This window comes from Kribbella sp. NPDC054772, from assembly GCF_053611945.1.
The window spans coordinates 233,691-256,859 of the sequence record NZ_JBSHBJ010000003.1; the positions used below are offsets into that span (position 1 = coordinate 233,691).

Below are 23,169 nucleotides of genomic sequence, written 5' to 3' on the forward strand. Positions count from 1 at the left end.
CATGTTGTTCCAGGGCTCTGACCGAGATGGTGTTGCCGACGGCAAGATCACCGTGGCGTACCGGCGCTGGGCCGAGCCACGGGTGGTCGAGGGGCGGGTCTACCGCACCAACGCCGGGCGGATCGAGATCGAGAGCATCCGTGAGGTGAACCCCGAGCTGATCGCGGACACCGACGACGACGTCGCGCTCGCCGATCGCCGGAACGCGAAGGACGTGCGCCGGCGGTTGCGGGGCGACGAGACGCTGCCGACCTTCCTGATCCGGTTCCACCTGGTCGAGGGGCCGGATCCGCGCGAGGAGTTGGCGGCGCAGGCGGAGCTCTCCGCGGAAGACCTCGCCGATCTGCGCGAGCGGCTGGCGCGGTTCGACGAGCTCAGCCATCACGGGCCGTGGACGATCCAGACACTGCGACTGATCCAGACCACGCCGGCGACCCGGGCCGGGGACCTGGCCGCGTCGGTCGGGCGCGAGACGGCGCCGTTCAAGCTGGACGTGCGGAAGCTGAAGAACCTTGGGCTGACCTACAGTCTCGAGGTCGGGTACCGCCTGTCGCCGCGCGGCGCGGCGTACCTGGATGCCGAGGGCAACTAGCCCCTGTGTAGCCCGAGGGTCGCGAGCAGATCCTCGTGCAGCTCGAACCAGACCCGGTGACAGGAGTCCACGTCACTGCGATCGACGTACGCCGTCTCTCCCGCGGTAGCGCGTTTCAGTGCGGCCGCGAAGCGGGTGTCGTAGTCGCGGAAGCGGGGGAGTGCGGCGACCAGTCTGGCGGTGATCGGGCCGAGGGCGCGGTCGAGCACGGCCAGTTCGTGCAGTACGCCGGCGTCCCAGGCGGCGTCCGAGTGGTCGTTCGCGGCCAGTGGATCGGTGCTCGACGGTCGCAGTTGCCAGTCGGTGCAGGCCTGTTGCAAGAGAGCGTTGAGTGGCAGGAACTCGTCGTACACCTGGTGCACGGTGGCTCTGCCTTCGCCTAGCTCGGTGGTCAGGAGGCGTTCGTTCTCGGTGCGTCCAGTGTCGGTGAGCGACCATCCCGACGTACCGGCGAACTCGCTGTGCGTCAGCCATCCTTGGGTATCCGCGAGCTTGAGTGTGTCCTCGACGGCGGGGTGCGGCAGGTCGAAGCGTTGGGCGATCTGGGGCGTGTCCGCGAAGCCCAGCAGTCGCACCGCATGAAGGACGAGAAGCATCACGACGTCGCGTCCTGCCGCGCGGCCAGCCGGTTGAACCGCTGCTGACAGGCTTGCGGCGAACTGAACCCCATCGCGTCCGCCATGTCCGCCCAGGTCAGCCCGGAACTCCGCGCCAGGAACAGCAGCCCGGCCTCGAGTTCGTCGACCTCGGCCTTTGCCGCCGGCAGCAAAGTCAGCGCATCCAGCAGGTCGTCGTCGGTCAACTCGGCGGCACGCCAGAGCGCGAACTGCACGAAGTCCACCGCGGCCATCGGCATCGGCGCCGGGCGCCAGGGCCGCGCGGGGAGCTCGCTCGCGCCTCGCTCGAGCAGGCGGTCGCGGGCCTCGCGCTGACGCTGGGCCTGCGCCTGGTCCGCCTGTTCCTGGTTGCGTCGCATCCCCACACAGTGGATCATCAACAGAACGTTGTCAACATAGTGTTGTCAACGTTTCGTTGATAGGAGTTTGTGCATGCTGGTCCCGCTGACTGCGGCCACGCCGGACCGCTGCGGCGCCAAGGCGGCCACTTTGGGGACGCTTCTCCGCGCGGGCCTCCCGGTGCCGGATGGCGTGGTGATCCCGTTCGATGGCACGGTCGGGGAGGAGTTGGGCAGGTGGCTCGAGAGTGTGGGCGATCCGCCGGTTGCCGTGCGCTCGTCGGCCTCGAACGAGGACATCGCGGGTACGTCGGGTGCGGGTCAGTACGAGAGCTTCCTCGGGGTGCGAGGCGTCGACGCTGTTGCGGACGCCGTGCGGGCGTGCCGGGCGTCGCTGTGGTCGGAGCGCGCAACCGCGTATCGGGCTGGGCAGGAGGTGGGCGGCGGTCCGTCGATGGCGGTGATCATTCAGCTGCACGTCGACTCGGACGTCTCGGGGGTGATGTTCTCGGACGCAGGCGGCTCGACGCTGATCGAGTCTTCCTGGGGTCTGGGGCCGAGTGTTGTCGAGGGGCGGGTCAATCCCGACAGCTATCGCGTGGCTCCCGACGGGTTCGTTGCCAGCGTCGTCGCCGACAAGCCGACGTCCTTGCGCCGCGAAGGATCACGCTTGGTGACTGTCGACGTACCCAGCACCCGGCGGCGGGCGCCGACCTTGTCTACTGCGGCCGCCACTCACCTGGCGACGCTCGCCTCAGAGGTCAGCACGCTCCTGGGCTCTCCCCAGGACATCGAGTGGGCAATCGCCGCCGACACCGTCTGGCTCCTCCAATCCCGCCCCATCACCACCAACCCACCAACCCCCGCTCCGACGCTCCACACCGGCGAGCGGGTGCTGACTGGTACTCCCGGTAGTCGGGGGACGGCGACCGGTCCGGCGCGGGTTGTCCTGGCGCCGGGGGACTTCTCTCAGGTCCGCCCGGGTGACATCCTCGTCTGCCGGTTCACCGACCCCGCCTGGACCCTGCTCCTCGCGATCGCTGCCGGCGTCGTCACCGAGACCGGCGGCATCCTCTCCCACGCCGCCATCGTCGCCCGCGAACGCGGCATCCCCGCCGTCCTCGGCGTCCCCCACGCCACCACCCAGCTGTCCAGCAACACCCTCCTCACCATCGAAGGCACCACCGGCACCATCCACCTCTGAAGGACATCCGGACTCGTCAGGCGCGATTACTCCCAGTTACTGTGCTCCCTTGGATCCCGAGGGGGGCTCGGGGACAGGGGGAGGACCAGTCATGTCTCAGCAATACCCGCACCACACGAACAATCAGAACCACCAACTCCTGCCGATGAATGGCGCCAACGGGCCGTACAACCCGCACGGCCCGCAGAACTTCCAGAACCCGCAGAACTTCCAGAACCCGCAGCCGAAGAAGCCGAAGCGATGGCTCCCCTGGGCGATCGCGGCAGGCACCTTCCTGGCGGGTCTGGGCATCGGCGCCGCCGGGAACTCGACGAGCGACGCCCCGAGCGCGAATGCCGGCGTACCGCAACCGACCGTGACGAAGACCGTGCCCGGCCCGGCCGGCGCCACCGTCCCCGGCCCGACGGTCACCCAGACGGTGCCCGGCCCCGCGAAGACGGTCACCGCGCCGCCGCCGGGCCCGAAGGCCGCGATCTCCGAGGACGGCACGTACCTGGTCGGCACCGACATCAAGCCCGGCACGTACCGCAACGGCAACGAGGGCGACTGCTACTGGGCCCGCCTGAAGAGCACCAACGGCGACCTCGACGCAATCATTGCCAACGGCAACGGCGGCAACCAGGTCATCACCATCAAGAAGACCGACAAAGCCTTCGAAACCCGCTACTGCGGCCCCTGGACCAAAATCAGCTGACCGTACGCCGATCCACGGAGAACTCGAGTCCGCCACATCGCCCACCGTCCGAGCTGGGGAGGATCGTGTACCCGAAACGGGCAGCAAATCCTCCCCGGCCGGTCAGCCGGTCGCCAGACCGCGGCCTGCGGGTGCCGAGATGCTTTCCCGGTCCGCGCCGAGTACGTCGGGCAATGCGTGCGCGACCCCATCAGCATCAGACTCTCCGCGGGCAGGGATGCCCGAACCGCCCAGAACGTTGGGCTTGCGCCACGTGCCGGCGGCGTCGATCACGGCAGACGCCCGGAGCTCGGTGCCGTCGGCGAGGCGGATCAGGAACGGCGCGCTCTCGCGACCGGCGGTGCGGATCGGGTCGAACCCGGCTCGGGGCACGGCGACCACCTGCGCGGTGTACCGGATGCGGTCGGCCAGTTCTGGCGTCTTGGTGAGCGGCCTCAGGTAGGCGTCGATCAGGTCCCCGCCGGTCGGAAGCGCGTCCAGGTCGGGCTCGGTCAACTGACCGACCCGGCCGGCCAACCGATCGACGTCGTACGCCGGGTTCGCGACGAGATCCGCGACCACGTGGAAAAGCTCGTCGCCGAGCTGCGCGGCGCATAGACGGTTGTGCCAGAGGCGGGAGTTGAACCCGCACGCCCGGGGGCGCCGGCACCTAAAGCCGGTGTGTCTGCCGTTCCACCACTCTGGCTGAGGAGGCCGATGCCTCCCCTTGGACAGACATCCTAGGGGAGGCGGTGGCCTCGGGTGGGGTCAGCGGCTCTGCAGGGCGTCGATGAAGACGTTCTTCAGGTCGCTGGGGTTGCGGGCGACGTACGCCTGGCCGCCGGTGGCCTGGGCCAGGGCGCTGAGCTCGTCCGCGTTCGCCTCGGGGCCCATGCCGAGGGCAATGATGCGGACCGGGCGGGACGGGTCCTGCAGGCCCTGGAGGGTCTGCACGGCCTGCTCCCGGGTCGGGCTGCCGGGGTCGTCGTTCTTGCCGTCGGTGAACAGCAGGATCGTGTTCACGGCGTTCGACTTGTAGTCCTGGCGGACCGCCCGGACCGCGGCGATCGCGGTGTCGTACAGCCCGGTGCCACCGCCCGCGATCGGGTGCTGGCTGGTCAGTTGCGCGACGATCTTGGCGCGCTGGTTCTTCGACAGCGGCGCGATCGGTACCAGCGGCTTGTAGTCGGCCTTGTCCGTCCCGATCTGCGTCGAGAACGTCCACAGGCCGAGCTGCGCGCTGTCCGGGAACAGGTTCAGGCCGCCGGCCGCCGCCTCGACCGTGAGCTGCCAGCGGGTCTTGCTGCCGACCTTCTCGGCCATCGAGCCGGAGACGTCGATGACGGCCAGTGAATGCGTCGACAGCGACAGCCGGGTCCAGTTCTGCAGCGTCGTGTCGATCGCCTCGCTGGTCGGCTTACTGAGCTGCGTGACGTCACCGACGCCGCGGCCGCCGCTCAGTGCGCTCATCGTGGTGTCCCGGAAGCCGGCCTGGTCGCGCGCCTGCGCGGCGCCGTCGCCCAGCAGCTCGCCCGCGAGCGCCTTGGCTGCTTCGTCGGCCTGCTCGGTCTCGGACTTCGCGGTCACGACGATCGGGTAGTCCAACGACAGGGTGCCGGTGGCCGGCAGGATCGCCCGGAGCTGTGCGTCCGGGTGTCCTTCCTGGTACTTCACGAAGCTCTGCTCGGACGCCGGTACGACGGTCGTGCTGCCGTCCTGGTCCGCGCGACCGAACAGTGCGTTGACGTCCGTGTACGGCTTGGCCATCGAGCCGAGGCGCTGGGCCAGCGGTACGACGACCTGCGCCACCTGACCGTCGGCCGCAGAGGTCTTCTGCCGCTCCATCTGCACTGCCAGCAGCGTGAGGGCGCCGGGTGAGGTGTTCAGCGGGTCCAGCAGAGCCGGCTGGGAGCCGGCCAGCAGTCGCAGCCAGGACGAGGTGTCGCCGAAGTTGGACCTCCGGCCGACCAGCACCATCGGCGAGGTGGCGATGGAGGCCACCGCGATGGTCGGGACGTTCTCACCGTCGTCGGCCTGCGCCACCCACAGCGACGAGTCCGGCACCCACAGGTCGGGCCGGTTGTCACTGCCGTGGGCGACGTCGCGTGCGATCTGCGCCGAGGGAGCGGGGCTGATAGTGAACTGCAGGCACGGGTTGCCGTCCTTACCACCCTTGGCCGCCAGCGACTTGGCTGCGGCTTCGAGCGAGGACTGCATCTCGGGCGTGGTCGCGAGCTGGATCTGTATCGGGTCGGCACATCCCTTACCGCCCGCGAGCAGACCGTCGGCACCGCTCGAGGATCCGAACGAGCGCACCACGAAGACCGCGCCCAGCGACACCACCAAAAGTCCGATCGCGGTGATGTACACCGAGCGACGGTTGTTGTTGGGTCGCGTCACCGCAGAGGAATGTTTTCCCATCGCGGCAGATTCCTCCCTCCCAGAGGCTGACTGCGCGCGCAGATTACCCGGTTTCGCGACGTCACGGTGGACGTCGGGAACGGTCGTGACACACCCGTCGCTGAACCGGAACCCGTCGCGGAGTACGGCTCTTTCACAGGAACGCTGGAAAACTCACCGAGTGTGCCGACTCCGCTCCGGTCCGCTCAGCAATTGGTGTGACCCGAGTCACAATAAAAGTTTGGTCAAACGACCGTTCTCTGGACCACCGTCATGAAACGGTCGAGGGTTTCCCTCCGCGAACCGGTGTCCGGCGGGTACTCACAGCCCCAGATCGCGGCGCAGCTTGGCGACGTGGCCGGTGGCCTTCACGTTGTACTGCGCGACCGCGATCTTCCCGTCCGGGTCGACGACGAACGTGGACCGGATCACCCCGGTCACCTTCTTCCCGTACATCGTCTTCTCGCCGAACGCGCCGTACGCCGTCAGCACGTCCTTGTCCGGGTCGCTGAGCAGCGGGAACGTCACGCCGTCGCGCTCGCGGAACTTCGCCAGCTTGGCCGGCTTGTCCGGCGAGATCCCCAGGACGGCGTACCCCGCGGCCTGCAACGAGTCCAGCGAGTCTCGGAAATCGCACGCCTGCTTGGTACATCCCGGCGTCATCGCGGCCGGGTAGAAGTAGACGATCACGTTCTTCCCGCGCAGGTCCGCCAGCGCCACGTCGTTGCCGTCGGCATCGGGCAGGGTGAAGTCGGGTGCAATGTCGCCGACGGACAGACGATCGGACATCAGGTCCTCCACGTGTAGTTCTGGTGCGGGCAATGTTACGTGCGGAAGAAGTCCGCCTTGTCGGGGTGCGAGCGCGCGGCTCGTGGGTGAAGATGCGCAGATGAGCCGCCACTCCGCCCGCCAGTTGTTCGACGGCTATCTGGATCCCCGTCGCCCGCACGCCGGTGCGTACGACGAGATGTTCGATCCGGTCGACGGCGTGCGTACGGCGTACAGACGGCTGCACGACTCGCTGCGGCCGCTGCAGCCGGCCGATCTCACCACCCGCTCCGAGGCTCTGGACCGGGCGCTGGTCGACCAGGGCGTCACTTTCAGCCTGTCGGGTGAGGAGCGGCCGTTCCCGCTGGATCTGGTGCCACGGGTGATCACTGCGGCGGAATGGTCCCGGCTGGAGCGTGGTGTGGTCCAGCGGGTGCGCGCGTTGGAGGCGTTCCTCGCCGACATCTACGGCGAGCAGCAGATCGTCGCGGACGGAGTGCTGCCGCGTCGGCTCATCACCTCCTGCGAACACTTCCATCGGCAGGCAGCAGGCATCGCACCGCCGAACGGCGTGCGGATCCATGTCGCGGGGATCGACGTGGTGCGGGACGAACAAGGCGACTTCCGGGTGCTCGAGGACAACCTGCGCAGCCCATCCGGTGTGTCGTACGTGATGGAGAACCGCCGGACGATGGCGCGGGTGTTTCCGGACCTGTTCGCGAAGCACCGGGTCCGGTCGGTCGGCGACTACGCGGTGCATCTGCTCCGGGCGTTGCGGGCCGCGGCTCCAGCGAGCGCGACGGACCCGAATGTCGTAGTACTGACGCCGGGTGTCTACAACTCGGCGTACTTCGAGCACTCGTTGCTGGCGCGGCAGATGGGGGTCGAGCTGGTCGAGGGGCGGGACCTGTTCGCCCGGAACAACGTCATCTACCTGCGGACCACCGAGGGCGAGCAGCGGGTCGACGTGATCTACCGGCGCATCGACGACGAATTCCTGGATCCTGTGCAGTTCGAACCGGACTCCGTGCTCGGTGTGGCCGGACTGGTGAACGCAGCGCGCGCAGGGAACGTCGTGATCGCCAACGCGATCGGAAACGGTGTCGGCGACGACAAACTCATCTATACGTACCTGCCCGAGATCCTGAAGTACTACCTGGGTGAAACGCCCCTCCTGCCGAACGTGGACACGTACCGGTGCTGGCAGCCGGTAGAGCAGGCCGAGGTACTGGACCGGCTGGACGAGCTCGTCACGAAGCCGGTGGAGGGCTCAGGTGGGTACGGCATCGTGTTCGGACCGGATGCGTCGCCGAAGGAGCTCCAGGCGCAGCGTCGCCGGATCAAGGCCAATCCACGGGGCTGGATCGCGCAACCCGTCGTACAGCTGTCCACTGTGCCCACCAAGGTGGGTGAGCGGCTGCAACCGCGGCATGTGGACCTGCGGCCGTTCGCAGTGAACGACGGGGAGGACGTGTTCGTTCTGCCCGGTGGACTGACCAGAGTGGCGATTCCGGAAGGCAGTCTGATCGTCAACTCGTCACAGGGCGGTGGTTCCAAGGACACCTGGGTACTGGCGCCACGAGCCTCCGAGGAGGACGCCGAGCTTCGCGGACCCGGTCTGGGCACGCCCGCGGTGAAGTCGGACAGTACGCCGGAGCAGGGGCCCGAACTGAACGTCGCCCAACAGCAGCAGCAACAGTGATGGGGAGGTGCTGACGATGCTCGCACGCAACGCCGAGTCGCTCTACTGGATCGGACGGTACGTCGAACGCGCGGACGACACCGCACGGATCCTCGATGTCTCGGTCCACCAACTGCTCGAGGACGCCACCGTCGACGCCGACACCGCCAGTCGCCGGCTGCTCTCGGTCCTCGGCATCACCCCACCCGACGGCAGTGAACTGGACGTGTGGGGCCTGACCGAGCTGGTCGCCATGTCCCCGGAGACCGGGTCGATCGTGTCTTCGATCTCCAGTGCGCGCGAGAACACCCGCGTGGCCCGTGAGGTGGTGTCCAGCGAGCTGTGGCAGTGCATCAACGCCATGTGGAACGCCGTACCCGAGCGGCAGCGTGCAGCGCGCCGGTTGGGGCCGCATGAGTTCTTCACGTTCGTGGAGGATCGCGCCGCGATGTTCGCGGGGTTGGCCGACTCCACGATGAGCCGTGACGACGGATGGCGGTTCCTGGTGCTCGGCCGGTCGGTGGAGCGCGTGGACATGCTGGTGCGGCTGCTGATGTCCCGAGTGGGCGACCGTCCCACCTCACCCGGCTGGGTGACCGTACTGCGTTCCGCGGGCGCACATGACACGTACCTGCGCACGTACCGCGGCGCGCTGGACGCAACTCGGGTGGTGCAGTTCCTGCTGCTCGACAAGCTGTTCCCGCGGTCCGTGTTCCACGCGCTGCAGCAGGCGGAGTCCTGTCTCGACGACCTGGACCGCGGGCCGTCGGCACGCATCGGTGCGAGTGCTGAGGCCGCACGGCTGCTGGGCAAGGCCAGGAGCGATCTGGAGTTCCTGCGCCCGGCTGACCTGCTCGACGACCTGACCGGCAGACTGCAAGAGCTGCAGACGACGGTCCGTGAGGTTGGTGAGGCAGTGTCGCGGCAGTACTTCCACGTGGTGCCGTGGATCGAGTGGAACAACGCGGAGGTGAACCTGTGAAGTGGCGTCTCCGCGTCGTCCACACGACGGGCTACCGCTATGCCACGGCGGTCACGCAGTCCTACAACGAGGCCAGACTGACCCCGCGGCACGACAGTCGGCAGAACCTGATGGTCGCCCGGCTCGAGACGTTCCCTGCGGCCCGTGCGTACAAGTACATGGACTACTGGGGTACGGAGGTCAACGCGTTCGACCTGCAGACTCCGCACACGGAACTGAAGGTGATCGCGGCATCGGTCGTCGAGACGACCGACCAGGACGCTCCGGCCTCCGAGGTCACCTGGGCGCAGCTCAAGACTCCCGATGTCCTCGACACCTACGCCGAGTACCTGGAGTGGACCCGCTACGTCCCGAAGCACCGGGAGTTGGCAACTGTCGCCCGTTCGCTCCGCAAGGGTCGTACGCCTGACGAGGCGGTCCTCGCGATCTCCAAGTGGGTCCACGACACGCTGAAGTACCAGCGTGGCACCACTGGTGTGCATTCGTCCGCTGTCGACGCTTGGCAAGCCGGTGAGGGCGTCTGTCAGGACTACGCGCACCTGACGCTGGTCATGCTCCGCTCGGTCGGTATCCCGGCCCGCTACGTCTCCGGGTACCTCCACACGAAGCCAGACGCCGCAGTGGGCGAGAAGGTCGTTGGCGAGAGCCATGCGTGGGTGGAAGCATGGACCGGTGAGTGGTGGGGCTTCGACCCGACCAACGACATCTCCATCGGACATCGGCACGTCTGGGTGGCCACCGGGCGGGACTACGCGGACGTGTCGCCGCTGAAGGGCATCTACTCCGGTGGGGCGGCGACGGCCATCGAGGTGACCGTCGACATGACCCGGTTAGCCTGAGCCCATGCGGGCCATGACAATCACGCCGGGCAAGTCCGACTCGGCGACAGTGGGTGAGGTCGCGGAGCCTCCGCTCGTCGACGGTTCGATCCTGGTGGAGGGCCTGCTCACGGGTATCTGCGGCACCGACATCGAGATGGTCTCCGGACTGTTCGGCAGCGGCCGGCCCGGAGCGGATCACCTCGTCATCGGGCACGAGTCGCTCGGACGGGTGCTGGAGGCACCGGTCGGCTCCGGCTTCCACGCGGGCGACCTGGTGGCCGGCATCGTGCGCCGACCGGACCCGGTGCCGTGTCCGGCGTGCGCGCGCGGCGAGTGGGACTTCTGCCGCAACGGGCAGTACACCGAGCGCGGCATCAAGGAGATGGACGGGTACGGCGCCGAACGCTGGCGAGTCGACCCGTACTTCGCCGCGCCGGTGCCCGCGGCGCTCGGAGAGCTCGGCGTCCTCGTGGAGCCTGCCAGCATCCTGACCAAGGCGTGGGAGCAGGTGGACCACGTCGGCTCCCGATCGTGGTTCGGTCCGCGCCAGGTGCTCGTGACGGGTGCCGGTCCGATCGGTCTGCTGGCGGCACTGATCGCCCGGCAGCGCGGGTACGACGTACACGTGCTGGACCGGGTGACGGACGGGCCGAAGCCGGAGTTGGTACGGGCGCTGGGCGCGACGTACCTCACCGACCTGGGGCAACTGGATGCCACACCGGATGTGGTGATCGAGGCGACCGGGGTGGGGCAGCTGGTGTTCGACTGCGCCTCGCTGCTCCCGCCGGCCGGTGTGATGTGCCTGGCCGGGATCCACCCCGGTCCGGCGACCGTCGACGTACAGCTCGACGCCCTGGTCCGGCAGCTGGTGGTGCGCAACGCGGCCCTGGTCGGGACGGTGAACGCGGCGAAGCGGCACTACGCGCAGGCTGTGGAGGTGCTGCTCGCGGCGGATCGGGCCTGGTTGGAGGGGCTGATCACCCGGTCAGTGCCGTTGTCGCGGTGGCCGGACGCGCTGGTGCGCGAGCCGGACGACATCAAGGTGGTCGTGGACTTGCGGGGATGACCTGCGAGGATGGTGGTGACGAGGGGCAGACCGGGGCTTCCCCGGGTCGGCCCACCGAAGGAAGGGAGCGCCGACAGGTGTCGGACACGAAAGCTAGGACCGCCGAGCAGATCGAGGCGGACATCGCCGCCACCCGGGTGCGGTTGGCCTCGACCGTGGACGAGCTGGTCGACCGGGCGAACCCGAAGAACGTGGCCCTGCGGCAGGTCGAGCAGGCCAAGTCCCAGGTCTTCGACGAGCAGGGTCAGCTGCGCACCCAGAAGATCGTCGCGGTTGCCGGCGCCGTCGTCGGCGTGGTCGGCGTCCTGCTGGTGATCCGCCGGCTGGTGGGTCGCCGGTGACGTCTCGCAAGCGGCTCGACGACGACAAACTGCCGATCCGGATGCTGCACGACCGCGTCCTGGTCTCCCTCGAGCAGGAGGGTGAGCGCAAGTCGTCGGCGGGCATCCTGATCCCGGCCACCGCGCAGATGGGCCGCCGGCTCGCCTGGGCCAAGGTGGTCGCGGTCGGTGCGAACGTGCGGACCGTGGAGGTCGGCGACCGGGTGCTGTTCGACCCGGAGGACCGCGCCGAGGTGGAGGTGCGCGGCGACGACTACATCCTGCTGCGCGAGCGGGACCTGCACGCGGTCGCGGCCGGCCGTCTGGAGGACGGCCAGACCGGTCTCTACCTCTGAGATCCGTTATCTCTGGAACCGGAACCGGGCCGGTGCGTCGGCGCCGCCGGTGACCAGGTCGCGGACCAACGCACCCACCAGCGGTACGAACTTGAAGCCCTGGCCGGAGAACCCGGCCGCGACCGTGATCGGTCCGGCGCGGTCGATGACGAAGTTGGACGTCGGCGTGTTGTCGTAGAGGCAGCTGATCGCCGTGGAGCGGTCGGTGTCGAGTCCGGGGTACCACTGCTCGACGTATCGCAGTAGCTCCGCGTCCCGCTGTGGCTCGGTGCGGAAGTCGCGGGTGTCGGGGTCGACTTCCGGTCCAGAGGCGTGCAGGCCGACTTTGACGCCGGAGCCGGGCTCGAACAGGCCGTAGGCGTTTGGACCCGAGTGGACGAAGCTGGGCCACTCCAGCTCGGCGGACACCGGCGCGAAGAACCGGGGCTGCTCCTGTGTCACGGTGAACGGCGGCAGCGGCACCAGACCGCCCAGCAGCTTCGGAGACCACGGTCCAGCCGTCACCACCACGTGCTGCGCACGCACCGCACCACCTGGTACGTCGAGCTCCACGAAACCGTTGTGGGTCCGCAGCGCTCGCACTGGCGACTGCACGCGGAAATCGACACCCCGGCGAGCAGCCAGGACCTGCAGCGCGTGGACTGTCCTGTCGGCGTACAGACGACCTGACCGCGGCTGGTAGAGCACAGGTGTCTCGAAGCGGAAGCCGGGCCAGCGCTCGGCAGCCTCCGCCGCGGTCAACACCGAGCCGTTTGCCGCGTGCAACGACCGGAACGCCTCCACCGCGGTGTCGTCCATGCCGTGGTCGATCCCACCGGTCTCCTCGAGCAGAGTCTCGCCCGACTCGGCCTCCAGCTCCCGCCACAACGGGCGGGCCCGCTCGGTCAGCGCCGCGATCTCGGCGTCGTCCGCCGCCGGCCGGAACAGCCGGGTCGCCCCGTGCGACCCGCCACGCTCGTGCCCGAGCGTGAACTGCTCCAGTACGACGACCTCCCGCCCCGCGGCCGCCAGCGCCCGCGCGGCCGCCGACCCCATCGCCCCGGCCCCCACCACTGCCACGTCGTACGTCATCCGACCCCCTCTGATCGAGGCTCGAAAGACTAGTCGGTTTCTCGCGGAGCGGGCGGTCGGCGGCGGGCGCGGCGGGGGACGGGGGAGAATAGGCGGGTGATCTTCGAGACCTCCAGCCGGTTGCCCGATTTCCCGTGGGACAAGCTCGCCCCCTACACGCAGAAGGCGGCGGCCCATCCCGACGGCATCGTCGACCTCTCGGTCGGCAGCCCGGTGGACCCGGTGCCCGAGCTGGTCAAGCAGGCGCTGGCCGACGCGGCGGACGCCCCGGCGTACCCGACGACGCTCGGTACGTCGGCGGCGCGGCAGGCGGCCGTGGACTGGATGGCCCGCCGTCTCGACGTGACCGGGGTGGACCCGAAGCGCAACGTGCTGCCCGTGATCGGCACCAAGGAGCTGATCATGATGCTCCCGACGCTGCTCGGCATCGGCGCCGATGACACGGTCCTGATCCCGGACCTGGCCTACCCGACGTACGAGGCCGGCGCGGCGCTCGCGCGGGCCACCAGCGTGCCGGTCGCGGACCCCACGGCGTACGACGGTCCGGTCCGGGTCGCGTACCTGAACTCGCCGCGCAACCCGTCTGGTGAGATCACCCCGGCGGCCGATCTGCGGCGTGCGGTCGAGTGGGCGCGCGCGAACGACGTGCTGCTGGTCAGCGACGAGTGCTACACCGAGTTCGGCTGGGACGAGAAGCCGGTGTCGGTGCTGCACCCCGATGTGTGCGGCGGCAGCTTCGACAACCTGCTCGCGGTGCATTCGCTGTCCAAGCGCTCCAATCTGGCTGGGTACCGCGGTGGCTTCGTCGCCGGCGACGCGACGGTCGTGGCCGAGCTGCTCGCCGTACGGAAGCACGCTGGTCTGATGGTGCCGTCGCCGATCCAGGCCGCGATGGCGGCCGCGTTCGCCGACGACGCGCACGTCGAGGAGCAGCGTGCCCGCTACCTGCGTCGCCGTGCGGTACTGCGGGATGCGCTGACCGATGCGGGCTGGGAGATCACCCTGTCCAACGGCGGGCTGTATCTGTGGGCCTCGAACCCGGCGTACGACGCGTACGGCTCTGTCGGCGCTCTGGCGGACCGGGGCATCCTGGTCGCGCCTGGCGCGTTCTACGGGGCAGCCGGGGAACGGAACGTCCGGGTGGCCTTGACTGGGACCGACGAACGCATCGACGCCGCGGTGAAGCGACTGCAGGAGTGAAAGAACTTTCCGCTGTGGTGTGACGTCTTCCTGTTGTCACTGCCTCTTAAAGGGGTAAGTGATGTTCAGGGAGGGTGGGCGGATGCGGCGCTTTGCTGGCGTGGCGGTTGCGGTTGCGGTTCTGTTGAGTCTCGGATCGGTCGGTGCCGCGTACGCGGACGAGACTCCGACGCCGAGCGTGTCATCGGCTCCTGCCGAGACACCGACACCAACTCCAACACCAACGCCGCCACCGGCGTCAACGCCTACCCCGACGCCCTCGCCGGAGCCGAAGACCACGCCCACTCCGGCCGTGGCGGCGACTTGGTCGATCACGCTGGACCAGCCGGCCGCCTCCTGGGAGGACAGGCCAACGGTCTTCACCGGAAAGATCAGCCAGGCGATCACCGGGTCCTACATCACCTTGTGGCAACGCGTCCCCGGCGCCTGGGTACTGCGGGCCTCCACGCGGACCACGGCCGGCGGCGTCTACCGGTTCAGCTGGACCTCGGCGTACACCGGGTCGTGGGCGTTCCGGACGATGATCGGCGTCAAGGCCGAGACGGCACTCGCGATCTCGGACTACCGGACCGTGCCGATCCAGGACCGGAAGATCGTAATCAACACCCCGGCGGCCTGGTACGCGACGCTGACCGGGGTGTCGGTCACCGGGAAGATGGTGCCGGCCGAGCCGGGCAAGGAGCTCGCGCTGCAGGACTATCTCGGGAGCGGCAAGTGGCGGCTGCTGAACGTCGCCACCATGGATGCCAAGGGCAATTTCCGGCTGCGGGTCCCGGACGACCTGCCGTCCACCCGCACCGTCCGGGTGGTCACCCGGAACGTCAGCCAGACCGCGATGGAGTACTCCGGCCTGGCGACGATCGTCGTCAAGGCGGCCATGAACCCGAAGGTGTACGCCGTCTCGGCCGCGATGGTGCCGAACACGTACCGGGCCGGCTGTCCGGTGAAGCCCTCTTCACTGCGGCTGCTGCAGCTGAACTACTGGGGCTTCGACGGCCGCGTGCACCGCGGTGAACTGATCCTCCGGGACGCGGCGGTCGCGAAGATGATCACGGTCTGGACATCGTCGTTCGCGGCCAAGTTCCCGATCCGGCAGATGCGCCGGGTGGACGTGTACGGCGGCAACGACGTCAGGTCGATGGCGGCCGACAACACCTCCATGTTCAACTGCCGCCGCGTCACCGGCGACCCGTACTCGTTGTCGCCGCACTCCTACGGGTGGGCGATCGACATCAACACCGTGGAGAACCCGTACCTGGCCGCGAACGGTGTCTGGTACCCGTCGAACGGACTGGCGTACCGCAACCGGTCGGTGTCCCGCCCCGGCATGCTGTTCGCGAGCAGCACCACCACGAAGTCACTGATCGGCCAGGGCTACTTCTGGGGTGCCGGCTGGGCCAAGCCCGACTACCAGCACTTCGAGCCGAAGTGAAAGCCCTAGTAGGTGCGGTCTTGTTGGCTGCGGCGCTGGTCGGTTGCAGCTCCAACTCCGAGGCCCAGCAGACCACACCGACTCCCACGCCGATCCCCAGTGTGGTTGGTGGAACGGTCCCAGTGCCGACGAACACGCTCAACACCACTGAACCGACAGATGCCGCCGTCCCACCGGAGGTGCCCGAGCAAGCGACCGCACCGCCGCCTGCCAACGCCGGACCGCTGTCAGCAAGCAACCTGCCCGCACCGGAGAAGCTGGGGAACGGCTGGAAGACCTACACCGACCCAGGTGGCGCTGAGGCCGGCTTCATCGGCAACAACACTTGGACCCGTCGCCGCGATGCGCATCAGGCGTCCTATGAAGCGCTACCGTCCGGCTGCGCCGCTGAACCCGTTGCGGGCTCGCTGCCAGTTCCGGCGTACGCGCTGACCGGCAGCTACCGCAACGCCGACGCGCTGCCCGCCACCGCGCTGCTCCTCCGCTTCAGCAACGCTGACCAGGCGAAGAGCTACTACGAGGGCTATGGGGCGCGTATGAAGTCGTGCGGCTCGGGTGGCGACCTGTCTGTCAAGCAGCTCTGGTCGGACGAGTCAGCAGCGGCAGCTGTTCGTTCGTACGCCGGTGCGGAGTCGTACGTCGACCTGTCTGTCCTGCACGGATCGACGGTCGCTCTGCTCGCCGCCACGTCCGCCAGCCCCGAGCAGCAGGCCGACTGGGCGCGGAGCGTCGTACCAGAGCTGGAGGCCGTGATCGACTAGAGCCGGTCGGCGTCGATGACCGCCTGCGCGAACTCCCGGGGCGCCTCCTGCGGCACGTTGTGCCCCACGGCGAAGGTCCGGTGCTGGTAGCGGCCGGTGAAGTGCACGCGGTACGAGCTCCCGTTGCCGTCCGGCGTGAACGGGTCGTACTTGCCGTCGATGGTGATCGTCGGTACGCCGATCTTCGGGGCGTTCTGCAGTTTCGCCTCCAGTTCGGCGTACTCCGGCTCGGCCGGGATCAGGCTCTGGCGCCAGCGGTAGTTGCCGATCACGATCGCCTCGTAGTCCGGGTTGTCGAACGCCGCGGCGGTCCGGTCGTACGTCGCCGCGCTGTACTTCCACGTCGGCGAGTTGAACTTCCAGATGAACTCGCCGATCTCCTTCTTGTACTGGTGCAGGCCCAGCACGCCGCGCTCGGTGGCGAAGTAGTACTGGTACCACCAGGCGTTCTCGGCCGCGGGCGGCAGCGGCATGTTGTTCGCCTCCAGGTTGGTGATCAGGTAGCCGGTCACCGAAACCAGTGCCTTGACCCGCTCCGGCCACAGCGCCGCGATGATGTCGGCGGTCCGCGAGCCCCAGTCGTAGCCGGCCAGCACCGCCCGGTCGATGCCGAGAGCATCCATCAGCGCGAGCGTGTCGAGCGCGAAGGCAGCCTGGTCGACATTGCGCGGGGTGGACGCCGAGCGGAACGTGGTGCTGCCGTGCCCGCGGAAGTACGGCGTGATGACGCGGTACCCACGCTGGGCGAGCAGCGGGGCGACCCGCTCGAAGCTGTGGATGTCGTAGGGGAAGCCGTGCAGGAGGAGGACCGGGGTGCCGTGCGTCGGCCCGAGTTCGACGTACCCGATGTTGAGGACGCCGGCATCGATCTGCCGGACCGGGCCGAAGGAGAGGTCGGGGGTGGCAGCGGCGCCGCCGGTGACGGCCGGGACGGCTGCGGCGGTCAGGGCTGCGGCGCCGGTGGTCCGGAGGAGGGTGCGGCGGCTGAGGTTCATGACTGGCCTTTCGGGGTGGGCTGAGGTCTCAACCCTCGCCCGGGCGGCACCGGGCTCGCGTCCGTGAGACCCCCTGGTCCCGCACCCGGGTGCCCGGCCCGGAGTGGAAAGTCGGGACAGAAGTTGTATTACCTTTCAGTATTTCGTGACCTAGACTCCGGTTATGGGTGACTTCGACCGGTATGCCCGCAGCACCACGCACCTGGACGCGCCGTTCGCGGTGATCGACCTCGACGCGTTCCGGCGGAACGCGGACGACCTGGTCCGCCGCGCCGCGGGGACGCCGATCCGGATCGCCTCCAAGTCGGTCCGCTGCCGTGGACTGATCGCCGCCGCGCTCGAGCGGCCCGGGTTCCACGGCGTCATGAGCTACGCGCTGCCCGAGGCGCTGTGGCTGGCGCGCAACGGCGTCGACGACATCCTGCTCGGTTACCCGACCACGCACCGGTCGGCGCTGCGCGAACTCTCCGAGGATCCCGAGGCGGCGACCCGGATCACGCTGATGATCGACTCGCCCGAGCACCTGGCCTACATCCGGGCCGCCACCACCGGCGAGGCCCGGATCCAGGTCTGCCTCGACGTCGACGCGTCGCTGCGCGTCTTCGGCCAGCACCTCGGCGTCCGTCGCTCGCCGCTGCGGACCCCGTCCGACGTGGCCGTGCTGGCCCGGACGGTCGCCGCAGACGACGCATTCGAGCTGACCGGGGTGATGTTCTACGAGGCGCAGATCGCCGGTCTGCCCGACACCTCACCGGCGGTCCGCTGGGTGAAGCGCCGCTCGGCCGCCGAACTCGCCGACCGCCGCGGCGCGGTCGTCGATGCCGTCAAGCAGGTCGCGCCGCTCCGGATCGTGAACAGTGGCGGGACGGGCAGCCTCGAGATCAGCAGTGCCGATCCGGTCGTCACCGAGGTCACCGCCGGCTCCGGTCTCTACGGCCCGACCCTCTTCGACAAGTACGACGTCTTCCAGCCCGAGCCCGCGATGGCCTACGCCCTCGACGTCGTACGGCGTCCCGCGCCGCGGATCGCCACACTGTTCGGTGGTGGCTACGTGGCGTCCGGACCGGCGAAGAAGTCGCGGTTGCCGTTGCCTGCCTGGCCATCCGGTCTGAAGCTGCTCGGGACCGAAGGCGCCGGTGAGGTGCAGACTCCGGTCCAAGGACAATCGGCCGAACGGCTACGTCTTGGAGACAGAGTGTGGATGCGTTACGCGAAAGCAGGGGAGATGCTGGAGCGGTTCGATGTTGTCCACGCGATCGACGGTGACGAGGTGGCCGAGCTCATGACCTACCGGGGTGAAGGGAAGAACTTCGGATGAGCAGCTGGCGGAACTGGGCCGGCACCGAGTCGGCGACCGGCATCGAGACCCTGCGACCGGGCTCGACCGACGAGCTGGCGGCCGCGGTCAAGTCCGCCGCCGACCAGGGCAAGAAGCTCAAAGCGGTCGGGTCCGGGCACTCGTTCACGGGCTGCTCGGTGCCGCAGCAGGTGATGATCCGGCTGGACGGACTGTCCTCGATCGTCAACGCAGACAAGGAATCCGGCCTCGTCACGCTCGGCGCGGGCACCGGGCTGCGCAAGCTGAACGCGGGCCTCGCAGCGTTCGATCTCGCGATGGCAAATCTCGGCGACATCGACAAACAGACCATCTCCGGCGCGATCTCTACCGGAACGCACGGGACCGGCGCGAAGCTCGGCGGTCTCGCCACGCAGGTCGTCGCGCTCGATCTCGTGACCGCGGACGGCTCGGTGCTGCACTGCTCCGCGGACGAGAACCCGGACGTCTTCGCCGCGGCCCGGGTGTCGGTCGGGGCGCTCGGCGTGATCAGTTCGCTGACCCTGCAGTGTGTGCCGGGGTTCCTCCTGCAAGCCCAGGAGATGCCGTTGCCGTTGGCCGACGTACTGGACGGGTTCGATGAGTTTGCCGATGGCAACGATCACTTCGAGTTCTACTGGTTCCCGCACACCGACATCGCGCTGACCAAGCGGAACAACCGGGTCGGCGCCGACGTCGATGCGGCGCCGGTCGGACGGGTCCGTGGGTGGGTCGACGACGAACTGCTGTCCAACAAGGTCTTCGAGCTGACGAACCGGCTCTCGGTCCGCCGGCCGGCGATGGTGCCGCGGATCAACCGGCTCGCCTCGCGGGCGCTCTCCGCGCGCGAGTACGTCGACGCGTCGTACAAGGTGTTCTGTTCCGAGCGGAACGTGGTCTTCCGCGAGTCGGAGTACGCCGTACCGCGGGAGCACGTGGTCGAGGTGCTCGGCCGGTTGCGGGACTGGATCGACACTTCCGGGTCTCGAATCCCGTTCCCGATCGAGGTTCGAGTGGCCGCGGCGGACGACATCTGGCTGTCCACGGCGTGCGGGCGCGAGACGGCGTACATCGCGATCCATCAGTACCACCGGCTGCCGCACGACGCGTACTTCCGGGCCTTCGAGAGCATCGTCGCCGACTACGACGGGCGTCCGCACTGGGGCAAGCTGCACACGCTGACCGCGAGCGACCTGCGCACCCGGTACCCGCATTTCGACGACTTCGTTGCCGTTCGCGACCGGCTGGATCCGCAGCGGACCTTCGAGAACGCCTACACCGCGCAGGTGTTCGGGCGTTAGCCTGCGAGCATGAGCACTGTGGACCGGCTGGAACCGGTGGTCGAGGACTGGCAGACGGCGCTGGCGGTGGTCGCGCACCCGGACGACCTGGAGTTCGGCGGGGCGGCGGCGATCGCGCGCTGGACGGGCCAGGGCAAACAGGTCGTCTACTGCCTGCTGACGTCCGGCGAGGCAGGGATCGACGGGGTCGACCCGGCTGAGTGCGGACCATTGCGTGAGGCCGAGCAGATCGAGTCCTCCCGGATCGTCGGCGTCTCGGCGGTCGAGTTCCTCGGCCAGCCCGACGGCACCATCGAGTACGGCGTACCGCTGCGTCGCGTCATCACCGCGGCGATCCGGCGGCACCAGCCCGAGATCGTGATCACGAACAACTTCCGGGACAGCTGGGACGGCGACGTACTGCTGAACCAGGCCGACCACATCAACACCGGCCGAGCCACGCTCGACGCGGTCCGGGACGCCGCGAACCGGTGGATCTTCCCGGACGCGGGGGAGAAGTGGAGCGGCGTCCGGCAGGTGTGGGCGGCCGGCTCGCCGAACTCGCGGCACGGCGTCGACACCACCGACACATTCGAGCTCGGCGTCCAGTCGCTGAAGGCACACAAGGCCTACATCGACGGGCTCGGCTGGCCGGATTTCGACGCGGAGGAGTTCCTCGAGGGCACGTCGCGTCCGGCGGGCACCCTGCTGGGCACGAAGTACGCCGCGCGCTTCGAGGTCTTCACTCCTTGAGGTGGGCCTGCAAGTGCGGCGGCGTCGGCTTCGGCCGGCGCGGCTCGCGATCCCCGGCCATGCCACCGGGGCCGTCGCCGGGGCCGACCCAGGAGCGGACCAGTGCGCGGCCGCCCTTGCGGGTCATCCGGAGCAGGTCGATCTGCTGCACCTGGGCGGCCGGGATCCCGAGCTGGGCGAGGCTGCGGTTCGCCATCGCGCAGGCCGCGTCGTGCTTACGCGGCGACAGCTTCTGCTGCAGGACGACCGCGATCGACCCGTCCGGCAGATCCTCGATCCGCTGCAGCCGCATGCCCTTGTCGAGCGACCAGGACTGCAGGGCGAGGTCGATGTAGTCGGAGTTGGACAGCCGTCGTTCGGTCTTCGCGCGCGCAACCACTTCGTAACGGGCCATGCATCGATCATCACTCGCGGGTGCGACGATTTCCAGGAATCTGCGCTCAGCGAAGTGCGTCGATGGCGGCCGCAACCTCGGCCGGGCTGGAGATCGGCGTCAGGTGGTTCGCGTTCGGGATCAGCGTCGGCGCCGGCGCACCGATCCGAGTCGCGGTCTCGGTCGCGTTGCCGCCATCGGAGTCGAGCGCGCCGAACACCACCGACTTCGGGACCGGCAGCTCGCGCAGCTTGGCGAGCCGATCGGGAGCGACCGCCGGGATGCCGTTGGCGGTCATCTGCCAGATCGCCTTCTCGGCACCGGGCTGCCGGAACGGGCGCGTCCACTCGTCGACGTCCATCGCCGGGCAGTTCGGGGCGCACACGCTGTTGTAGATCTTCTTCAGCAGCCAGCCCTGATCCAGCACCAGCCGGAACAGCGACGTCCGGTACGGCGGGACGATCAGCCAGCGCGGCGGCCCCGGCCGACCGCCCGGCAGCGGCAGCCCGTCACCGTCGAGGAACATGATCCCGCCGACGCGGTCCGGAGCCTCCAACGTCGCCTCGGCCGCCACGCCCGCGCCCAGTGAGTGCCCCACCAGGATCGGTTTCGGCTGCCCCGGGCCACCCAGATGCATCGCGTCCAGGAACCCGAGCAACTGCCCCGCGAGATGCTCGATCGTGTACGGCGCCTTGCGCTCGGAGTATCCGTATCCGGTGATGTCGTAGGCGTAGACGCGATGGTTCTTCGCGAGTAGCGGGACCAAACGCGACCACGTGTCGACGGACTCCGCGGCACCGTGGATGAGTACGACGGGCGTTCCCGACGTACCCCAGGAGTCGTAGCGGGTGTTGATGTCGCCGGCCCGGACGAACTTCAGCCCGGGTGGTGGCGCGGCGGTCCCGTTGGTGGCGAGGTTGTAGCCGAACGACGCAGCGGTGACGACGAGCCAGAGCCCGAGGAGTCCCAGGAACCCCCGCCACAGGAACCGTTTCACGGCACCTAGTGTGCCCGGCTGCTACAACCCGAGGATGCGTTGGGCCTCGGACAGCACGCCGGGGGAGGTGAGGGACTGCCAGCGCGGGATCTGTTCCTGCAGGTACGGGCGGAGCTTGAGCGCGCGCTTCGGGTCATGATCGAGGACGTCGAGCTCGTTGACGATCGTCAGGTCGACGAAGTCCCGCAGCGTCTCGGTGCCGAGTTCTTCCGACGTACCGGTGAAGCGGTCGGTGACCGTGTGGTGCTCGGCGAGGTCGCGCCAGGTGGTCTCCCGGTCGCAGGCGCCGTACCGGTACACGATCGCCTCGGCGTCGGTGCCGATCACCGACTCCAAGACCGGGCGTTCGGTCTGCCAGTCGAACAGGTGGGTCGGGAAACCGTCGGTCCCGTACGCCGCGTGCGCGAGCCCGGCCAGCACCAGCGTGTCGCCGGCCCCGAGCGAACCGAGCCGCTTCGCGACCCGGTGCAGATGGACGTACAGACTCCCGCCCGCGTGGTCGATCTCGTCGGCGCCGCGCACCAGCAGCAGCGAACCCAAGTCCTGGAAAGTGCTCATCTGACCCCTTCTCACCCCGGAGCGGCCAGGGCCCTCGGACCGGCCCAGGTCACCCACGGTAAGGCCAACCCCGCACACCCGCCCAGACTTTCGGCGTGCCGTTTCAGTCACATCCCGTTCATTCCCCGTTCGGCCGGGTGACAGCGCTCGGCCAGTACTCAGGACAGTGGTCAGGACTCCACCTGAGCCGGCCCCGGAGCGGGCCCTGAAACCGGCGCGTAGCTGTTCCACGCCGCCGGCGCTCACGCCACGATGAGGACATGAGCAACACCGCAGCCCGCTGGACCCTGATCGGCGTCCTCGCCACCACAACGGTCCTCGTCATCACGGTCACGAGCGCCCTGAGCTCGTCGGCCGAGGACCACCCACCCGCACCAACCAGCCAGGTGGCCGGCCACTAGTTCGTTGCTAGCGGCAATGGGTTCACCAGCAGGGTACGGCGGGCCTCGTCCAGCAGCGGGTCTGGGGACAGCAAACGGGGACCGCGGACAGGAAACGGAGACCGCGGACAGGAAACGGAGACTGCGGACAGGAAACGGGGACCGCGGACAGGAAACGGGGACTGCGGACAGGTAATACCAGGTCTCCGGTCCCCAGTGCCTGTCTGAACCCACGA

The 23,169-nt window shown here is 68.8% G+C and carries 26 protein-coding genes and 1 tRNA gene; 16 read left to right on the top strand and 11 right to left on the bottom strand.

The window, feature by feature from the left end; all coding sequences use genetic code 11:
* The first annotated feature begins 1 nt into the window (after position 1).
* Complete coding sequence (locus tag ACWGID_RS06590) at positions 2-592, top strand: hypothetical protein (RefSeq protein ID WP_452195098.1); 591 nt, start codon at positions 2-4, stop codon at positions 590-592.
* Here the strand turns inward: ACWGID_RS06590 and ACWGID_RS06595 are convergent.
* Positions 589-1,188: a transcriptional regulator gene (locus ACWGID_RS06595; protein ID WP_452195100.1), complete on the bottom strand. Its 600-nt coding sequence runs from the start codon at positions 1,186-1,188 to the stop codon at positions 589-591. The two genes, ACWGID_RS06590 and ACWGID_RS06595, sit on opposite strands and share 4 nt — an antisense overlap.
* Positions 1,188-1,568: a hypothetical protein gene (locus tag ACWGID_RS06600; protein ID WP_452195102.1), complete on the bottom strand. Its 381-nt coding sequence runs from the start codon at positions 1,566-1,568 to the stop codon at positions 1,188-1,190. Before ACWGID_RS06600 ends, ACWGID_RS06595 begins: the two co-directional genes overlap by 1 nt.
* Before the next feature lie 73 nt (positions 1,569-1,641).
* Between ACWGID_RS06600 and ACWGID_RS06605 the strand changes: the two genes are divergently transcribed.
* Together ACWGID_RS06605 and ACWGID_RS06610 are read left to right on the top strand one after the other, a co-directional pair.
* Positions 1,642-2,751 carry a PEP/pyruvate-binding domain-containing protein gene (locus ACWGID_RS06605; protein ID WP_452195104.1) on the top strand — a complete coding sequence of 370 codons (1,110 nt, stop codon included), beginning with the start codon at positions 1,642-1,644 and terminating at the stop codon, positions 2,749-2,751.
* Positions 2,752-2,842: 91 nt separating this feature from the next.
* Positions 2,843-3,445, top strand: a complete 603-nt coding sequence (locus tag ACWGID_RS06610) for a hypothetical protein (RefSeq protein WP_452195105.1) — start codon at positions 2,843-2,845, stop codon at positions 3,443-3,445.
* A 102-nt stretch (positions 3,446-3,547) separates the two neighbouring features.
* Here ACWGID_RS06610 and ACWGID_RS06615 read toward each other — a convergent pair whose 3' ends face one another.
* From ACWGID_RS06615 to bcp, 4 genes are all read right to left on the bottom strand, one after another.
* Positions 3,548-4,006 carry a hypothetical protein gene (locus ACWGID_RS06615; protein WP_452195107.1) on the bottom strand — a complete coding sequence of 153 codons (459 nt, stop codon included), beginning with the start codon at positions 4,004-4,006 and terminating at the stop codon, positions 3,548-3,550.
* 43 nt (positions 4,007-4,049) lie between these two features.
* A tRNA-Leu gene (locus tag ACWGID_RS06620) sits at positions 4,050-4,130 on the bottom strand.
* Positions 4,131-4,192: 62 nt separating this feature from the next.
* The gene (locus ACWGID_RS06625; protein ID WP_452195108.1) at positions 4,193-5,824 is read right to left on the bottom strand and encodes a substrate-binding domain-containing protein; all 1,632 of its coding nucleotides are present in this window, start codon (positions 5,822-5,824) and stop codon (positions 4,193-4,195) included.
* A gap of 321 nt (positions 5,825-6,145) precedes the next feature.
* Positions 6,146-6,613, bottom strand: coding sequence for a thioredoxin-dependent thiol peroxidase (gene bcp / locus ACWGID_RS06630; RefSeq protein WP_452195110.1), 468 nt, complete (start codon positions 6,611-6,613; stop codon positions 6,146-6,148).
* A 100-nt stretch (positions 6,614-6,713) separates the two neighbouring features.
* Between bcp and ACWGID_RS06635 the strand changes: the two genes are divergently transcribed.
* The 6 genes from ACWGID_RS06635 to ACWGID_RS06660 all read left to right on the top strand — a co-directional run bounded on the left by ACWGID_RS06635 (position 6,714) and on the right by ACWGID_RS06660 (position 11,818).
* Complete coding sequence (locus ACWGID_RS06635) at positions 6,714-8,294, top strand: circularly permuted type 2 ATP-grasp protein (protein ID WP_452195112.1); 1,581 nt, start codon at positions 6,714-6,716, stop codon at positions 8,292-8,294.
* Between the two features lie 16 nt (positions 8,295-8,310).
* Positions 8,311-9,255 (top strand): alpha-E domain-containing protein, encoded by a 945-nt coding sequence (locus tag ACWGID_RS06640; RefSeq protein ID WP_452195113.1) that lies wholly within the window; start codon positions 8,311-8,313, stop codon positions 9,253-9,255.
* Positions 9,252-10,094, top strand: coding sequence for a transglutaminase family protein (locus ACWGID_RS06645; RefSeq protein ID WP_452195115.1), 843 nt, complete (start codon positions 9,252-9,254; stop codon positions 10,092-10,094). Before ACWGID_RS06640 ends, ACWGID_RS06645 begins: the two co-directional genes overlap by 4 nt.
* Positions 10,095-10,098: 4 nt before the next feature.
* A complete protein-coding gene (locus tag ACWGID_RS06650) occupies positions 10,099-11,142 on the top strand; it encodes a glucose 1-dehydrogenase (protein WP_452195117.1) in 1,044 nt (347 codons plus the stop codon).
* Between the two features lie 77 nt (positions 11,143-11,219).
* Positions 11,220-11,483, top strand: coding sequence for a DUF3618 domain-containing protein (locus ACWGID_RS06655; RefSeq protein WP_452195119.1), 264 nt, complete (start codon positions 11,220-11,222; stop codon positions 11,481-11,483).
* The gene (locus tag ACWGID_RS06660) at positions 11,480-11,818 is read left to right on the top strand and encodes a GroES family chaperonin (protein ID WP_452195121.1); all 339 of its coding nucleotides are present in this window, start codon (positions 11,480-11,482) and stop codon (positions 11,816-11,818) included. The genes ACWGID_RS06655 and ACWGID_RS06660 overlap by 4 nt, the downstream gene beginning before the upstream one ends.
* Before the next feature lie 6 nt (positions 11,819-11,824).
* Here ACWGID_RS06660 and ACWGID_RS06665 read toward each other — a convergent pair whose 3' ends face one another.
* The gene (locus tag ACWGID_RS06665) at positions 11,825-12,889 is read right to left on the bottom strand and encodes an FAD-dependent oxidoreductase (RefSeq protein ID WP_452195123.1); all 1,065 of its coding nucleotides are present in this window, start codon (positions 12,887-12,889) and stop codon (positions 11,825-11,827) included.
* Positions 12,890-12,988: 99 nt separating this feature from the next.
* Here ACWGID_RS06665 and dapC point away from each other — a divergent pair, with 99 nt between their 5' ends.
* The 3 genes from dapC to ACWGID_RS06680 all read left to right on the top strand — a co-directional run bounded on the left by dapC (position 12,989) and on the right by ACWGID_RS06680 (position 16,282).
* Positions 12,989-14,089 (top strand): succinyldiaminopimelate transaminase, encoded by a 1,101-nt coding sequence (gene dapC / locus ACWGID_RS06670; RefSeq protein ID WP_452195604.1) that lies wholly within the window; start codon positions 12,989-12,991, stop codon positions 14,087-14,089.
* Between the two features lie 292 nt (positions 14,090-14,381).
* Positions 14,382-15,521, top strand: a complete 1,140-nt coding sequence (locus ACWGID_RS06675; RefSeq protein ID WP_452195125.1) for a M15 family metallopeptidase — start codon at positions 14,382-14,384, stop codon at positions 15,519-15,521.
* 122 nt (positions 15,522-15,643) lie between these two features.
* Entirely contained in the window at positions 15,644-16,282 is a 639-nt protein-coding gene (locus tag ACWGID_RS06680; RefSeq protein ID WP_452195127.1) for a hypothetical protein, read from the top strand.
* On the opposite strand, the gene ACWGID_RS06685 is transcribed toward ACWGID_RS06680, so the two are convergent.
* Positions 16,279-17,277 carry an alpha/beta fold hydrolase gene (locus ACWGID_RS06685; protein ID WP_452195129.1) on the bottom strand — a complete coding sequence of 333 codons (999 nt, stop codon included), beginning with the start codon at positions 17,275-17,277 and terminating at the stop codon, positions 16,279-16,281. The genes ACWGID_RS06680 and ACWGID_RS06685 overlap by 4 nt on opposite strands.
* 163 nt (positions 17,278-17,440) lie before the next feature.
* Here ACWGID_RS06685 and ACWGID_RS06690 point away from each other — a divergent pair, with 163 nt between their 5' ends.
* From ACWGID_RS06690 to ACWGID_RS06700, 3 genes are read left to right on the top strand one after another with little or no spacing between them, the layout of a single operon-like run.
* Complete coding sequence (locus ACWGID_RS06690; RefSeq protein ID WP_452195131.1) at positions 17,441-18,595, top strand: amino acid deaminase/aldolase; 1,155 nt, start codon at positions 17,441-17,443, stop codon at positions 18,593-18,595.
* Complete coding sequence (locus ACWGID_RS06695; protein WP_452195133.1) at positions 18,592-19,893, top strand: D-arabinono-1,4-lactone oxidase; 1,302 nt, start codon at positions 18,592-18,594, stop codon at positions 19,891-19,893. Before ACWGID_RS06690 ends, ACWGID_RS06695 begins: the two co-directional genes overlap by 4 nt.
* A 9-nt stretch (positions 19,894-19,902) precedes the next feature.
* On the top strand, positions 19,903-20,625 hold the full coding sequence (locus tag ACWGID_RS06700) for a PIG-L deacetylase family protein (RefSeq protein WP_452195135.1): 723 nt from the start codon (positions 19,903-19,905) through the stop codon (positions 20,623-20,625).
* On the opposite strand, the gene ACWGID_RS06705 is transcribed toward ACWGID_RS06700, so the two are convergent.
* Genes ACWGID_RS06705 through ACWGID_RS06715 form a run of 3 tightly spaced genes read right to left on the bottom strand, consistent with a single transcriptional unit; the run spans position 20,615 to position 22,553 of the window.
* Positions 20,615-21,019 carry a hypothetical protein gene (locus tag ACWGID_RS06705; protein WP_452195137.1) on the bottom strand — a complete coding sequence of 135 codons (405 nt, stop codon included), beginning with the start codon at positions 21,017-21,019 and terminating at the stop codon, positions 20,615-20,617. The two genes, ACWGID_RS06700 and ACWGID_RS06705, sit on opposite strands and share 11 nt — an antisense overlap.
* A gap of 46 nt (positions 21,020-21,065) precedes the next feature.
* A complete protein-coding gene (locus ACWGID_RS06710; RefSeq protein ID WP_452195139.1) occupies positions 21,066-21,995 on the bottom strand; it encodes an alpha/beta fold hydrolase in 930 nt (309 codons plus the stop codon).
* Positions 21,996-22,016: 21 nt separating this feature from the next.
* Positions 22,017-22,553, bottom strand: a complete 537-nt coding sequence (locus tag ACWGID_RS06715) for a DUF6817 domain-containing protein (RefSeq protein WP_452195141.1) — start codon at positions 22,551-22,553, stop codon at positions 22,017-22,019.
* A gap of 260 nt (positions 22,554-22,813) precedes the next feature.
* Here ACWGID_RS06715 and ACWGID_RS06720 point away from each other — a divergent pair, with 260 nt between their 5' ends.
* Positions 22,814-22,954 carry a hypothetical protein gene (locus ACWGID_RS06720; protein WP_452195143.1) on the top strand — a complete coding sequence of 47 codons (141 nt, stop codon included), beginning with the start codon at positions 22,814-22,816 and terminating at the stop codon, positions 22,952-22,954.
* The last annotated feature ends 215 nt before the right edge of the window (positions 22,955-23,169 follow it).

Bases quoted from the DNA above. Each gene is read 5' to 3' on its own strand.
- ACWGID_RS06590 (WP_452195098.1), top strand. From the start codon at position 2: ATGTTGTTCCAGGGCTCTGACCGAGATGGTGTTGCCGACGGCAAGATC.
- ACWGID_RS06595 (WP_452195100.1), bottom strand. From the start codon at position 1,188: ATGCTTCTCGTCCTTCATGCGGTGCGACTGCTGGGCTTCGCGGACACG.
- ACWGID_RS06600 (WP_452195102.1), bottom strand. From the start codon at position 1,568: ATGCGACGCAACCAGGAACAGGCGGACCAGGCGCAGGCCCAGCGTCAG.
- ACWGID_RS06605 (WP_452195104.1), top strand. From the start codon at position 1,642: ATGCTGGTCCCGCTGACTGCGGCCACGCCGGACCGCTGCGGCGCCAAG.
- ACWGID_RS06610 (WP_452195105.1), top strand. From the start codon at position 2,843: ATGTCTCAGCAATACCCGCACCACACGAACAATCAGAACCACCAACTC.
- bcp (WP_452195110.1), bottom strand. From the start codon at position 6,613: ATGTCCGATCGTCTGTCCGTCGGCGACATTGCACCCGACTTCACCCTG.
- ACWGID_RS06635 (WP_452195112.1), top strand. From the start codon at position 6,714: ATGAGCCGCCACTCCGCCCGCCAGTTGTTCGACGGCTATCTGGATCCC.
- ACWGID_RS06640 (WP_452195113.1), top strand. From the start codon at position 8,311: ATGCTCGCACGCAACGCCGAGTCGCTCTACTGGATCGGACGGTACGTC.
- ACWGID_RS06650 (WP_452195117.1), top strand. From the start codon at position 10,099: ATGCGGGCCATGACAATCACGCCGGGCAAGTCCGACTCGGCGACAGTG.
- ACWGID_RS06665 (WP_452195123.1), bottom strand. From the start codon at position 12,889: ATGACGTACGACGTGGCAGTGGTGGGGGCCGGGGCGATGGGGTCGGCG.
- ACWGID_RS06685 (WP_452195129.1), bottom strand. From the start codon at position 17,277: ATGAACCTCAGCCGCCGCACCCTCCTCCGGACCACCGGCGCCGCAGCC.
- ACWGID_RS06690 (WP_452195131.1), top strand. From the start codon at position 17,441: ATGGGTGACTTCGACCGGTATGCCCGCAGCACCACGCACCTGGACGCG.
- ACWGID_RS06695 (WP_452195133.1), top strand. From the start codon at position 18,592: ATGAGCAGCTGGCGGAACTGGGCCGGCACCGAGTCGGCGACCGGCATC.
- ACWGID_RS06700 (WP_452195135.1), top strand. From the start codon at position 19,903: ATGAGCACTGTGGACCGGCTGGAACCGGTGGTCGAGGACTGGCAGACG.
- ACWGID_RS06705 (WP_452195137.1), bottom strand. From the start codon at position 21,019: ATGGCCCGTTACGAAGTGGTTGCGCGCGCGAAGACCGAACGACGGCTG.
- ACWGID_RS06715 (WP_452195141.1), bottom strand. From the start codon at position 22,553: ATGAGCACTTTCCAGGACTTGGGTTCGCTGCTGCTGGTGCGCGGCGCC.
- ACWGID_RS06720 (WP_452195143.1), top strand. From the start codon at position 22,814: ATGAGCAACACCGCAGCCCGCTGGACCCTGATCGGCGTCCTCGCCACC.